At 70.1% G+C, this 13,768-nt stretch carries 10 protein-coding genes; all 10 read right to left on the bottom strand.

Translation table 11 applies throughout. The features are described from left to right. Positions 1–8 precede the first annotated feature (8 nt). A complete protein-coding gene (locus J2Y70_RS08220; protein WP_309915715.1) occupies positions 9–749 on the bottom strand; it encodes a flagellar motor protein in 741 nt (246 codons plus the stop codon). 320 nt (positions 750–1,069) lie between these two features. After that, on the bottom strand, positions 1,070–2,806 hold the full coding sequence (locus J2Y70_RS08225; RefSeq protein WP_263398235.1) for a chemotaxis protein CheA: 1,737 nt from the start codon (positions 2,804–2,806) through the stop codon (positions 1,070–1,072). A 4-nt stretch (positions 2,807–2,810) separates the two neighbouring features. Beyond that, positions 2,811–3,419, bottom strand: a complete 609-nt coding sequence (locus tag J2Y70_RS08230; RefSeq protein WP_309915720.1) for a protein phosphatase CheZ — start codon at positions 3,417–3,419, stop codon at positions 2,811–2,813. Continuing rightward, entirely contained in the window at positions 3,419–3,811 is a 393-nt protein-coding gene (cheY, locus tag J2Y70_RS08235) for a chemotaxis response regulator CheY (protein ID WP_010341542.1), read from the bottom strand. The genes J2Y70_RS08230 and cheY overlap by 1 nt, the downstream gene beginning before the upstream one ends. A gap of 17 nt (positions 3,812–3,828) precedes the next feature. Then, complete coding sequence (locus tag J2Y70_RS08240; RefSeq protein WP_263398237.1) at positions 3,829–4,578, bottom strand: RNA polymerase sigma factor FliA; 750 nt, start codon at positions 4,576–4,578, stop codon at positions 3,829–3,831. Next, positions 4,575–5,459 (bottom strand): P-loop NTPase, encoded by an 885-nt coding sequence (locus J2Y70_RS08245; protein ID WP_263398238.1) that lies wholly within the window; start codon positions 5,457–5,459, stop codon positions 4,575–4,577. Before J2Y70_RS08245 ends, J2Y70_RS08240 begins: the two co-directional genes overlap by 4 nt. Beyond that, on the bottom strand, positions 5,446–7,098 hold the full coding sequence (gene flhF / locus J2Y70_RS08250; protein WP_309915727.1) for a flagellar biosynthesis protein FlhF: 1,653 nt from the start codon (positions 7,096–7,098) through the stop codon (positions 5,446–5,448). The genes J2Y70_RS08245 and flhF overlap by 14 nt, the downstream gene beginning before the upstream one ends. A gap of 189 nt (positions 7,099–7,287) precedes the next feature. Continuing rightward, positions 7,288–9,351, bottom strand: a complete 2,064-nt coding sequence (gene flhA / locus J2Y70_RS08255) for a flagellar biosynthesis protein FlhA (RefSeq protein WP_309916262.1) — start codon at positions 9,349–9,351, stop codon at positions 7,288–7,290. Positions 9,352–9,368: 17 nt separating this feature from the next. After that, positions 9,369–10,499 (bottom strand): flagellar biosynthesis protein FlhB, encoded by a 1,131-nt coding sequence (gene flhB / locus J2Y70_RS08260; protein WP_263398240.1) that lies wholly within the window; start codon positions 10,497–10,499, stop codon positions 9,369–9,371. A gap of 181 nt (positions 10,500–10,680) precedes the next feature. Then, positions 10,681–13,626: a diguanylate cyclase gene (locus J2Y70_RS08265; RefSeq protein WP_309915730.1), complete on the bottom strand. Its 2,946-nt coding sequence runs from the start codon at positions 13,624–13,626 to the stop codon at positions 10,681–10,683. Positions 13,627–13,768 lie beyond the last annotated feature (142 nt).

Genomic DNA, 13,768 nt, shown 5'->3' on the forward strand with positions numbered 1-13,768 from the left:
TGGTCGGGTCAATGCAAGAAGCCGGCCAGCTTCGATTCGATGTTGCGCGGGTTCTCGCCCTGGGCGATGGCGATGAGCCCTTCGATGATCATTTCGCGCTCGCCGCTGCTGTGCTTGATCACGCTCTTGAGCTTGCTGGCCATCGGCAGGAACAGCAGGTTGGCCGAGGCGATGCCGTAGATGGTGGCGGTGAACGCGGCGGCGATGCCGTGGCCGAGCTTGCTCGGGTCGGCCAGGTTCTTCATCACCGCGATCAGGCCCAGCACCGCGCCGATGATGCCCAGCGTCGGCGCGTAGATGCCCATGCCTTCGAACACCTTGGCCGCGGCCAGGTCGCAGTGCTCCTGGCCGTCGAGGTCGATCTCCAGCATGTGCCGGATCGATTCCGGTTCCACGCCGTCCACCAGCATCTGCAGGCCCTTGCGCACGAACGGGTCTTGCTGGTGCTGGACCTGGTTCTCCAGCCCGAGCAGGCCCTGGCGGCGGGCGATGTTGCTCCACTCCACGATCTGCTGCAGCAGCTGCTGCCGATCGCTGGCCGGCGGATGCAGGATCCACTTGGCGATCTGGAACGCGCGGCGGAACACCGCCGGCGGCGTGTGCACCAGGATCGCGGCGACGGTGCCGACGATCACGATCACGAACGCGGCCGGCGACCACAGCGCCGAAATGCCGGCGCCCTTGAGGATGCTGCCGCCGACCAGCGAGGCGATCGCCAACAGCAGACCGATGAGACTGAGTTTGTCCATGCAGGATCTATCGGCAGATGGGGGAGGGACTTGATGGTGGAGCCGGGATTGGGGAGTCGGGATTGGGGATTGGAGGCGGCCAGCCGTCGGCTGTCGAGCCGCGTCTCGGTGAGCGCGCGGCACCTGTAGGAGCGGCTTCAGCCGCGACGCGTTACCGGTAAGGCGTCGCGGCTGAAGCCGCTCCTACAGAGAAGCGCGATCGGCAACCGCCGTTGAACTTACCGGCAGGTCGATGACACTTTGGGCATCGCATCGCCAGTCAGCGATCCGCATCGGGACAGGTTTCCAATCCCCAATCCCGATTCCCCAATCCCGGCCCCTCAGCTCTTCAACCCGTCCACATCCAGGATCAGCGCCAGCCGGCCGTCGCCGATCAGGGTCGCGCCGGCGTAGCCGGGCAGGCCGCGCAGGGCGCGCGGCAGCGGTTTGATCACCACTTCCTCGCGGCCGCGGACCTGGTCCACGACCAGGCCCATGCGCGATTCGCCGGCCTGCAGCACCACCACGGTGAGCAGCGGCAGTTGCGGTGCCTCGATGTTCAGCCATTGGCGCAGGTCGACCAGCGGCAGGGTGTGCGATTGCCGGTCGAGCACGGCGCGGCCGTCGAACCAGCCCAGCGAGCGGCTCGGCGCGTGCAGCACTTCCACCACGCGCGCCAGCGGCAGCGCATAGACGGTGTCGCCGGCCTGCACCAGCAGGGTCGGCAGGATCGCCAGGGTCAGCGGCACGCGGATCAGGAAGCGGCTGCCGCGGCCCAGTTCGGACTGGATCTGGATCTGCCCGCTGAGTTCGCGGATGCGCGACTGCACCACGTCCATGCCGACGCCGCGGCCGGAGATGTCGGTGACTTCGGACTTGGTCGAGAAGCCGGGCAGGAACACCAGGTGCAGGCATTCCTCGGTGGTCAGCCGCGCGGCGGCTTCCGGATCGATCAGGCCCTTCTCGCGCGCTTTCTGGCGCAGGCGTTCGGGGTCGATGCCGGCACCGTCGTCCTGTACCTCGATGCTGACGTAGTCGCCTTCCTGCTGCGCCGACAGGCGCACGTGGCCGCCGCGCGGCTTGCCGGTGGCCTCGCGCAGCGCCGGGGTCTCGATGCCGTGGTCGATCGCGTTGCGCACCAGGTGCACCAGCGGATCGGCCAGCGCCTCGACCAGGTTGCGGTCCAGTTCGGTCTCCGCGCCGATCAGTTCCAGGTCCACTTCCTTGTTGAGGGAGCGGGCGACGTCGCGCGCCACCTTCGGGAAGCGCGAGAACACCTTGCCGACCGGCTGCATGCGGGTGCGCATCACCGCCGACTGCAGGCGCGCGGTGGCGATGTCCAGGCTGCTGACCGCGCGGTCCAGTTCCTCGTCGCGCAGGCGCACGCGCAGGGTCTTGAGCCGGTTGCGCGACAGCACCAGTTCGCCGATCAGGTTGACGATCGCGTCCAGGCGCTTGGTGTCCACGCGCACGGTGTGTTCGGGTTCGGCGGCCTTGGCCGGCGCGCCGGCGGGCTTGGCGCTGGGTGCCGGCCGCGGCGCGGCGGCCGGTACCGGCAGCGCGGCCGGTGCGGCACCGCCGTGCAACTGGTCGAGCAACGCTTCGAATTCGTCGTCGTCGATCATCTCGCTGTTGCCGCCCGCGGCCGCTGCCGGCGCGGCGACCGCAGCGGCCTTGGCGCTGGGTGCGGCGGTCTCTTCGCCGCTGGTCGCGAACTGCGCGATCAGCTGCTGCGGCGCGCGCGGCGGTTCGTTGCCGCTGCCGAACGCGTCGAGCATCGATTGCAGGTAGTCCAGCGACTGCTGCGCGGCGTCGAAGTGCCGCGCCTGCAACGTGGCCTGGCCGGCGCGGGCCTGGCCCAGGGTGTCCTCGGCGGCGTGGCACAGCTCGACCATGGCGTTGATCGCCAGGAAGCCGGCGCCGCCCTTGAGCGTGTGGAAGCCGCGGAACACCGCGTTGAGCTGGTCGCTGTCCTCGGGCGCCTGCTCCAGCGACACCAGCTGCTCGCCGAGCCGGTCCAGGATTTCCTGGGCTTCGATGATGAAGTCGGCAGCGATGTCGTCGGGTACGGCGCTCATAAAATTACAATCCCAGTCCGGACAGCAGGTCGTCGGCGTCGTTCTGCGACACGCCGTGACGGTCCAGTCCGGCCAGTGCGGGGCCGGCCAGGCTGCCGTCGGGTTTCTTGTCTTCCTTCGGCGGCAGGCCGAGCGCGCCGAAGCCTTCGTGGACGCGGCGCACGATGGTCGCGACGCGGCGGATGATCTGCCCGGTCAGGTCCTGGAAGCTCTGCGCCAGGGCCATCTCGGTGAGGTTGTGGCGGATCTTGTCGAGGATCTCGCCCTGGTCGCCGGTCAGCCCGCCGGCGCGCAGCTGGTCGGCCAGTGCGCGGCATTCCTCGGCCAGGTCCAGGGTGCGGTGGCTGGCCTCTTCGGTCATCGCCACCACGTGGTCCAGGCGCGAGCAGGCATCGTCCAGCTCGCCGGCCTCGGTGGGCACGGTCGGCAGTTCGCCGAGCGCCTGGCCCAGGTCGCGCGCCAGCCTGCTCAGGCCCTGCATCATCGGCCGCGTGCGCCAGGCGGCGAGCGTGTCGATTTCCTTGCGCCATCCGGCTTCGTCGCCTTTTTCCAGTGCGTCCAGCGCACCTTGCAGGCGTTCGATCAGGGCGCTGCGTTCGGCGGTGGCTTCCATTAGGCGGTCGCTCCCAGGCGCTCGAAGATCTTGCCCAGCTTTTCCTGCAGGGTCTGCGCGGTGAACGGCTTGATGATGTAGCCGTTCACGCCGCACTGCGCCGCCTCGATGATCTGCTCGCGCTTGGCCTCGGCGGTCACCATCAGCACCGGCAGGTGCTTGAGCTTGTCGTCGGCGCGGATGTTGCGCAGCAGGTCGATGCCGGTCATGCCGGGCATGTTCCAGTCGGTGACCACGAACTCGAACGGTGCCGAGCGCAGTGCAGCCAATGCACTGTTGCCGTCTTCGGCCTCTGCAGTGTTGGTGAAGCCGAGATCGCCGAGCAGGTTCTTGACGATGCGCCGCATCGTCGAGAAATCGTCCACGATCAAAATCCGCATGTTCTTGTTCACCGCTAACTCCTTGGGTCTTATTCTTCGTCTTCCAGGCCGGCGTCGGCCGCTTCGAACGCTTTCAAGCGCCCGCGCAACCGTACCGTGGCCTGGCCGTGGATCTGGCAGACGCGCGACTCGCTGACACCGAGCACCGCGCCGATTTCCTTCAGGTTCAATTCCTGTTCGTAGTACAGCGACAGCACCAGCTGCTCGCGTTCGGGCAACTGCGCGATCGCCTTGCCCAGCTCGCGGCCGAATTCGCTGCGTTCCAGCATCTGCTGCGGATTGGGCCCGCCCTTGGCGATGGTGTCCAGCTCGCCGTGGTCCTCGACCCGCGATTCCAGGCTCAGCACCTGGCCGCGCGCGGCATCTTCCATCAAGCGCAGGTATTCGGGAAGCGGCATGTCCATCGCCGCGGCCACTTCGTTGGCGGCGGCGGCGCGGCCGGTGCTCTGCTCGATCTTGCGGATCGCCGAGGCGGCGTCGCGGGCGCGGCGGTGCACCGAGCGCGGCACCCAGTCGCCGCGGCGGATCTCGTCGATCATCGAGCCGCGGATGCGGATCGAGGCGTAGGTCTCGAACGAGGCGCCCTGGTCGGCGTCGTAGCTGCGCGAGGCCTCGATCAGGCCGATCATGCCGGCCTGGATCAGGTCGTCGATCTCGACGCTGGCCGGCAGCCGCGCGGCCAGGTGGTGGGCGATGCGCCGCACCAGGTCCGAGTGCTGGGCGATGTAGTCGTTGGAGCTGTTGCGCTGCACGGCGCGGTATTGGGCGGCGACGTTCATGCGGCGACCCCCCGCTGGATGATCCGTTCGACGAAGAACTCGACGTTGCCGCGCGGCGCGGTCGGCGCCTGCCAGCGCGCGGTGCGCCGGGCGATCTCGGCGATCGCCTGCGCCGACGGGCTGGACGGGTAGGCCTTGACCACCGGCTGCTGGCGCTGCACCGCCAGGCGCAGCCAGTCGTCCTGCGGCACGCAGCCCAGGTAGTTCAGCGACACGTCGCCGAGGAACTTCTCGCAGACCCGGCTCAGCTTGTCGTACAGCAGGCGGCCTTCGTTGAGGTCGCGGACCATGTTGGCGACGATCTGCACCCGGTCCACGCCGCGTTCGCGCGACAGCACCTTGATCAGCGCGTAAGCGTCGGTGATCGAGGCCGGTTCGTCGCAGACCACGACCACCGCGTCCTGTGCGGCCTGGCAGAAGGTCAGTACGCTGTCGGTGATGCCGGCGGCGGTGTCGATGACCATCACGTCCAGCTCGCGCTGCAGCTCGGAGAACACGTTGACCAGGCCGACGTGCTGGGCCGGCGGCAACTCGGCCATGTGCCGGCGGCCGGAGGCGGCGGGCACCACCATCAGGCCGTTGGGCATGTCGATGATCACCTCTTCCAGCGTGCAGCGGCCGGCCACCAGGTCGCCAAGGGTGAACTTGGGGGTCAGCCCGAGCACCACGTCGACGTTGGCCAGGCCCAGGTCGGCGTCCAGCAGCAGGGTGCGCTTGCCCATGTCGGCCAGCGCCATCGACAGGTTGACCGAGATGTTGGTCTTGCCGACGCCGCCCTTGCCGCCGGTCACGGCGATGGTACGCACCGGGCCGAGCGGTTCGCTGCGGGTGGCCGACAGGGGGAAGGCATTGGTCAGATTGGCGTAATCACGCGACGGCATGGTTCTGCTCCGGAGTACAGGGCTTATCGGCAGCGCGCCGCAAATCTTCAAGGCGCAATACCAGGCTGGCGGCGTTGGCGCGGTGCAGGTCGTCCGGCACGCGCTGACCATCGGTCACCCAGGTGATGGGAAGCCGGTGGTCCGCGACCACCGACAGAGCACTGCCAAAACGCCCGGTTTCATCCAGCTTGGTCAAGATCACCCCCTGCGGATCGGCGCCGGCGAACCGGCGCACCACCTCGTCCAGGTCGGAGAAATGCGCGTTGGCAGGGAGTACTAGCAAGGACCGGACCACTCGCGAGGCGCGCAGCCAGTGCAGCTGCGCGACCAGCGCGCGGTCGCGCTGGCCCATGCCGGCGGTGTCGATCAGCACCAGCTTGTAGTCGCGCAGGCGCTCCAGCAGCTGCTGCAGGGCGGCGTCGCTGTCGGCCTCGTGCACGGCGATGCCGAGCTGGCGGCCGTAGCTGTGCAGCTGTTCGCGGCCGCCGACGCGGATGGTGTCGGTGGTGACCAGGGCCACGTCGCGGGCGGCGTGGCGTTCCAGGAAGCGCGAGGCCAGCTTGGCGATGGTGGTGGTCTTGCCGGCGCCGGTGGGGCCGATCAGGGCGATCACGCCGCCTTCCTCGATCGGGTCCAGCGGGGCGATCGGCAGGCGCTTGGACAGCAGCCCCAGCATCAGCCCGCGGCCGCGGTGCAGCTCCAGGTCGGCGGGGATCTGCATGACCACGTCGCGGGTCAGGCCGCTGTCGAAGCCGTAGTCGTCCATCAGCTCCAGCGCCTGGGCGCGTACCGGCGAGCCGCGCAGGCGTTCGTCGGTGAGCCGGTTCATCTCGCGCTCGATCATCTGCCGCATCAGCGCCAGTTCGTCGCGCAGCTGAGTCAATTGTTCGTCGTTCTGCACGGCCGGGAAGCTCGGCACCGGCGTCAGCGTGGCCGGCGCCGGGATCCCGGCGCTGGCCGCGACCGCTGCCGGCGCCGTGGTGGCCGCTGCCGACGCGGCGCCCGCTGCGACCGGCGCCGCCGGGGTCAGCGACACCGCGGCGATGTTTTCGAGCCAGCTCGGCACCGCCGCGGCACTGGCGGCCGCTTCGGCAGCGGCGGCCGGGGCGGCGAACGGGCTCGGCATCGGCACGCTGATCGGCGCGTTGCGGAACACGTCCTCGGGAATGCGGAATTCGGCCGGCGCCTGGGCCGGGGCCGGGGCCGGGGCACGCGGTGCGGCGGCCGGCCGGCTCGGCGGGGTCGCCGCGCCGGCCGGCATCGCCGAGGCGGCGATCGCGGCCGGCTGGGTCAGCGGCCGCGCCGGGGCGGCCTGCGCCGCCGTCGCCGGGCTGGCGGCCGGCGCGCGGCGGTCGCTGATCGCGGCCATCATCGCCATCGCAGAGTTGCCTGCGGCGCCGGCCTTGGCCGCACGCGGCGCCGGGTTGGCCGCCGACACCGGCAGCCGCGCCGTCTCGTCCGGCCGCACCGCGTCCAGCGCCTGCTGCACCAGCGCCTCGTCGTAGTTGCTGGCGGCGACGATCTCGATGCCCTCGTCGGTGCGACGGTTGGACAGGATCACCGCATCCGGACCGTGCTCGTCGCGCACCATGCGGAACGCGGTGCGCATGTCGGGGGCTACGAAGCGTTTGATTTTCATGCGTGAGTTCTCCGGGACCGGGGACCGGGGACCAGGGACCCGGCAAGAGCCGATGTCCCGGTGCCCAGCGATTGCCTATGTGCTGCCAAGTTCATGAGTGCCTAACCATCCAATCGTTGCGTCGGTACCGCTGTGTCGCTCTTCGCTTTTCCGGGTCCCTGGTCCCCGGTCCCCGGTCCCGGCAATCCATCAACTAATCGTTCCCACCAACTTCAGCCGCTTGTCTTCCGGTACCTCGCTGTAGGACAGCACCGACAGCGAGGGGACGCTGTGGCGGACCAGCCTGGCCAGCGCGGCGCGGACTTGCGCCGGGACCAGCACCACGGCCGGTTCGTTGCGCGCTTCCTGCTTGCTGACGCATTCGGCCAGGCTCTGGTGCAGTCGCTCGGCCAGGCCGGGTTCCAGCGCGGCACCGTTGCCTTGGGTAGAGTCTTGCAAGACACGTTCCAATTGCGGGGCCAGGGTGAACACCGGCAGTTCGGCGGACATGCCGGCGATTTCCTGGACGATGAACCGGCCCAGCGCGTTGCGCACCGCGGCGGTGAGCACGCCGGGTTCCTGACTCTGCGGGGCCTGTTCGACCAGCGCCTCGACGATCTTGCGCAGCTGCCGCACCGGGATCTTCTCGATCAGCAGGTTCTGCAGCACGCGCACCACCACCGACAGCGGCAGCGCCTTGGGAGTGAGGTCCTCGACCAGCTTCGGCGCGCTCTTGGCCAGGGTGGCCAGCAATTGCTGCACTTCCTCGTGGCCGAGCAGTTCCGGGGCGTGTTCGCGGATCAGGTGCGACAGGTGGGTGGCGATCACCGTGGCCGGGTCGACCACGGTGTAGCCCATGGTCTCGGCCTGGGCGCGCTGGTGCGGCTGGATCCAGATCGCGTCCAGGCCGAAGGCGGGGTCCTTGCCGGCGATGCCGTCGATCTTGCCCAGCGCGCCGCCCGGGTCCAGCGCCAGTTCGCGGTCCGGATGGATGTCGGCGGTGGCCACCGGCACCCCGTGCACCAGCAGGCGGTAGGCGTTGGCCGGCAATTCCAGGTTGTCGCGGATGTGCACCGGCGGTATCAGGAAGCCGATGTCCTGGGTCAGCTTGCGCCGCACGCCCTTGATCCGCGCCATCAATTCGCCGCCCTGGGCCTTGTCCACCAGCGGGATCAGCCGGTAGCCGACCTCCAGGCCCAGCGGATCGATCGGGCGCAGTTCGTCCCAGCCCAGTTCGGCATTGGCCTGCGCGCCGGCGCTGGCCGCCTGCTGCACCGGATCGGGCGTGGCCTCTTCCGGCAGCAGGCTGCGCTTCCACATCTTCCAGGCCAGCAGGCCCAGGATCAGCGCCAGCGTCAAGAAAGCGACGTTGGGCATGCCCGGGACCAGGCCGACCAGGCCCATGATCGCCGCGGCCACCGCCAGCGCTTTGTGCTGGCCGAACACCTGGCCCATCATCGAGGCGCCCATGTCCTGCGAGCGCGAGGCGCGGGTGACCAGCATCGCCACCGCCGAGGACACCAGCAGCGCCGGCAGCTGCGCGACCAGGCCGTCGCCGATCGACAGCAGCGTATAGGTGGACGCGGCCTGGGCGACCGGCATGCCGTGCTGCAGGACGCCGACCGCCATGCCGCCGATGAGGTTGATGAACAGGATCAGGATGCCGGCGATGGCGTCGCCGCGGATGAACTTGCTGGCGCCGTCCATCGAGCCGTAGAAGTCCGCTTCCTCGCGGACCTCCTCGCGCCGGGCCTTGGCTTCCTCGCGGGTCAGCAGGCCGGCGTTGAGGTCGGCGTCGATCGCCATCTGCTTGCCGGGCATGGCGTCGAGGATGAAGCGCGCGGTCACTTCCGACACGCGCCCGGCGCCCTTGGTGATGACCACGAAGTTGATGATGGTCAGGATCGCGAACACCACGATGCCGACCGCGTAGTTGCCGCCGATCACGAACTCGCCGAAGGCCTCGATGACCTTGCCGGCGGCGCCGTGGCCGTCCTGGCCGTTGATTAGGATCACGCGGGTGGAGGCCACGTTCAGCGCCAGGCGCAGCATCGTGGTCATCAGCAGCACGATCGGGAAGATGCTGAACTCCAGCGGCCGCTTCACGTAGACCACGGCCAGCAGCACCATCAGCGAGATCGCGATGTTGAAGGTGAACAGGGCGTCCAGCACCGGCGCGGCCAGCGGCACCACCACCATCGCCAGCATCGCCATCACGATCACCGGCGCGCCCAGGCCGTGCTTGATCATGTCCATCATCTTGCGCGTGTTCATCTGCGCGGCCGGCTGGCTCATGGCTTGCTCCCGGGGGCGAATTCATCGACCTCCAGCGGCGGCAGCGGCGGCATCGGGCCAGTGCGCCAGGCGCGCAGCTGGTACACGTAGGAGAGGATCTGCGCCACCGCCGAATACAGTCTCACGGGAATTTCCTTGCCGAGTTCCCCTTCCCGATACAAGGCGCGTGCCAAAGGTGGCGCAGACACCACTGCGACGCGGTGCTGCTCGCCGATCTCGCGGATGCGGAAGGCCAGTTCGTCCACGCCCTTGGCCACCACGGTCGGCGCGCGCATGCGCCCGCCCTCGTACTTGAGCGCCACCGCGTAGTGGGTGGGGTTGACCACCACCACGTCGGCGCTGGGCACCGCCTCCATCATCCGCCGCTGCGACAGCTGCATCTGCATCTGCCGGATGCGGCCCTTGACCTCCGGGCTGCCCTCGCTCTCCTTCATTTCCCGGCGCACTTCGTCGCGGGTCATCATCAGTTTGCGGATGTGGTTCCACTTCTGGTACGGCGCGTCGATCGCGGCCAGCAGCGCCAGCGCGCCGGCGGTGTACAGCAGCAGGCGCAGGGTGAAGCCCAGGCCGTCGCCGATGGCCTGTTCCAGCGGCTGCCGCATCAGGTTGCGCAGGCCGTCGACGTTGTTGGAGATGCACAGGGCGGCGGCGCCGCCGACGAAGCCCATGCGCAGGATCGACTTGAACAGTTCGGCCAGGCTCTCCATGCCGTACAGCCGGGTCAGCCCGGCCATCGGGTTGAGCCGCTCGAGCTTGGGCACCAACGCGCTGCCGGAGAAGCGCAGGCTGCCCATCAGGATCGGCGCGACGAAGCCGGCCGCCAGGCAGATGCCGACCAGCGGCAGTGCTACCCACAGCAGCCCCAGCAGCAGCTCGCCGAAGTGGCCGAACAGGGCGTCGGGGTGCCCGTACAGGCTCGGGTCCGGGCGCAGCGCGCCCTTCATCCAGTTCACCGCGCCGGCCGTCAGCGAGCCGGACATACCCATCAACGCGAAGATGCCGGCGCTGAACACCGCCGCCGTGGCCAGTTCGCGCGAGCGCGGGATGTTGCCCTGCTCGCGCGCTTGGCGCAGCCGTTTTTCGGTAGGTTGTTCGGTCTTTTCGGTGCCTTCTTCGTTTTCGGACATGGCGGTGGGACGAGCCGGGCAGGGGTTCGACCCAGCCTCCTGCAAGGACTGTTCCGTTCGCCGCGACCTGGCTGGCGCTGTGCTGTTGCGTGCCGCCGCGCGCACGGCCTACGGCACGGCGCTGCCGCCGCACCGCACGGATGCCGGCCTGCGCGGCCGGCCGGCAGGACAAGCGCAAGCGTTACTGCTGCAGTTCGACCCGGTTGCGGCCCAGGTGCTTGGCCCGGTACAGGGCCTCGTCGGCGCGGGTCAGCAGTTGCTGCAGGCTTTCGCCCGGGCGGTACCAGGCCACGCCGATCGAGGCGGTGACGGCCAGGTGCTGCGTGCCGATCTGCAAGGGCCGGCCGCCGATCGCGCCGCGCAGGTGCTGCAGCCGCTCCTGCGACGGGATCGGCAGGCCCGGCAGCACGCCCAGCAGTTCCTCGCCGCCGTAGCGGCCGATCAGGTCCGAGCCGCGCAGGTTGGCGTTCAGGCGCCGCGCGACCTTGATCAGCACCGCGTCGCCGACCAGGTGGCCGTGCGCGTCGTTGATGCGCTTGAAGTGGTCCAGGTCGATCATCGCCACCGCCAGCGGCTGGCCCTCGGCCTGGCTGCGTTGCATCTGCGCGGCCAGCGCATCGAGGATGCCGGCGCGGTTGAGCAGGCCGGTCAGGGAGTCGTGCGAGGCCTTCACCGCCAGCGCGGCGCGGGCGATCTCCAGCTCGCGCTTGTCGTGTTCCAGCTCCTGGGTGCGCAGTGCGACCAGGTCGGCCAGTTCGCGCTGGCGCTGGCGCAGGCGGCGCTCGCGCCAGTGCAGCGCGGCGATCGCCAGCCCGCCGCCGAGCAGCGCGTACAGCGCCAGCATGGCCTGGCTGCGCCACCACACCGGCGCCACCGAGAACGCCACCCGGGTCGGCGCCGAGGCGCTGCGCCGGTAGGCATCGAGCATCTGGATCTCGAACACGTAGTCGCCCGGCGCCAGCGGCGGGTGCTCGATCTCGAAGTTGGGGGTGTGGATCCAGCGCGTGTGCGCGCCCTGGAAGCGATAGCGGAACGAGACCCGGTTGCGGTCGTCGTAGAGGTTCGGCGAGGCCACTTCGATGTGCAGCGGCTCCTCGCTCCAGGGCAGTCGCGCGCCGGCGGCGATCGGATGGCCGCCGCGGGTGAATTCGGTCAGCGCCACCTTCGGCACGTGCGCCTGGAACAGGCGCTGCGGCGACAGCACATGGCTGACGCCCTTGCTGTTGCCGATCCACACCGAGCCGTCGTCGTCCTCGAAGAACGCCGCCTCGGAGATGTCGTCCCACAGCAGCCCCTGCGACTGGGTCAGGCGCGACCAGCGGGGTCCGTCGTGGACGTCCACGCCCTGGCTGTGGCCGATCCACACGCGGCCGTCGCGGGTCGCCCGGATCAGGTAGACCTGCAGTTCGCGCAGCTGCGGCTCGGCCGCCGCCTGCAGGTGCAGGGTGTCGCCGTCGAGCCGGCCCTGCCAGAGGCCCGGATGGTAGAGCGCCGCCCACACCTGGCCGTCCTCCTGGATCAGCAGCTTGCTGACCCAGGGGTGCGCCGGCGCACCGTTCAGCAGCAGCCGGATCGGGGTCCAGGTGCTGCCGCGCAGCCGGAACACGCCGGCCGCGCCGGACAGCCACAGGCTGCCGTCGCGGCGCTGCTGGATGTCCGAGAACTCGCTGGCCGGCAGCGCCTGCACCCGCTGCGGCAGCGCGTCCGACTGCGGCCGCGCCAGCAGGTACAGGCCGTCGATCGCCAGGATCCAGACCCGGCCTGCGGCATCCAGGTACAGCCGCTTGATCGCGCTGCCGAGCCGCGGATAGGCGCGCAGCAGGCGGCCGTCGCGGTCGTGGTGGTGCAGTTCGCCCAGCGAGCCGATGCTCCACAGCGAGCCGTCGGCGGCGCTGCGCATGGCCACGATCTGCAGCCCGGCGTCGGCCAGCCAGGGCTGGAAACGCTCGCCGTCGCGGCGCTGGCGGTTGATGCCGCCTTCGTTGCCGATCAGCAGCGCGCCAGCACCGTCGCGGTGGATGGTCCAGGTCGGCGCGGTGCTCATGCCCTGCGCGGCGTCCCAGTTCTCGATCCAGCCGTAGCCGTTCCAGCGCACCACGCCTTCGCCGTCCACGGTCATCCACAGGTCGCCGGCGTGGTCGAACGCGAGCGCGACGATGCCGCCGTCGGGCAGGCCGTTGCCGCGGTCGAAGCGCCGCCAGCGGTCGCGTTCCCAGCGCGCCAGGCCCTGGTTGGTGCGCATCAGCACGCGCCCTTGCGGGTCGAGCAGGAGCTGCGCCTGGACCATGACCTTGTCCAGGCCGACGTCGGGCGGGTTCTGCGCAAGGAAGCGCGCGGCGCCGGCCGGCAGCCGCATCACGTGGCGATCGCCGCGCACCCACAGCGCGCCGTCGCGGTCGCGCAGCACGCTGCGCCAGCGCTCCGGCGGCAGCCCCTGGGCCTGGCCGTACACCGTCACCGCGCCGTCGGCGTCGACCCGGCACAGCTCCTTGGCGCAGCCGAGCCACAGGTACCCGGCCTCGCCCTGGATCGCGCCGATCTGCCCCAGCTGCGGCAAGCGCGCCAGGGTCGCCGGGTCGAACAGCGGCCGCAACCGCCAGCGGCCGCCGCCGACGGCGACCGCGCGCAGCACCTGCGTGCCGTTGAGCAGCGCCATGCCCCATTGCGTGCCGGCCAGGCGCAGCGCGTTCTTGCGCAGCGGGCCGGTCTCCTCCGGCGCGAGCCGGCGCAGCTGCGTGCCGCTGCCGACGAAGACGGCGTCGAAGGAGGCCACCCACAGCCGCTGCCCGGCATCCTCGGCCGCGGCGCTGATGAAATGGCCGCGCTGTCCCTGCAGCGGGATCTGCTGGAACTGGTGGCCGTTGAAGCGGTACAGGCCGCTCTCGGTGCACACCCACAGGCCGCCGTCGCGGGTCTGCAGCAGGCAGGTGCCGGCCAGGCCGAGCAGGCCCTGGTCGTGGGCATAGCGGCGCAACGGAATCGACTGGGCGCGGGCGCCATCGCCCAGCGCCAGAACCAGCAGCAGCCCCAGGCCCAGCCACCGCAGCAGCACGCAGCGCGTCGGCCAGTGGCGCCGACGCGCGCGCAGGCCCGGCAGCTCAGCCGCCGCGAATGCCGCGACGGTCATGAGCGGGAACTGGCGAGGAGTCGGACATGGCGGCAGGCACGTGGCGAGGAATGGAGAGGAGCGGGCGGCGGGCGGCGCGCGGTTGCGCGGACGCTCCGCGATTGCGCTGCCGACGCTGTCTGTATCGGCTGCGATGCGCTCG

Origin of the sequence: Xanthomonas sp. 1678 (genome assembly GCF_031455575.1) — a bacterium.
Classification (GTDB): Bacteria; Pseudomonadota; Gammaproteobacteria; order Xanthomonadales; family Xanthomonadaceae; genus Xanthomonas_A.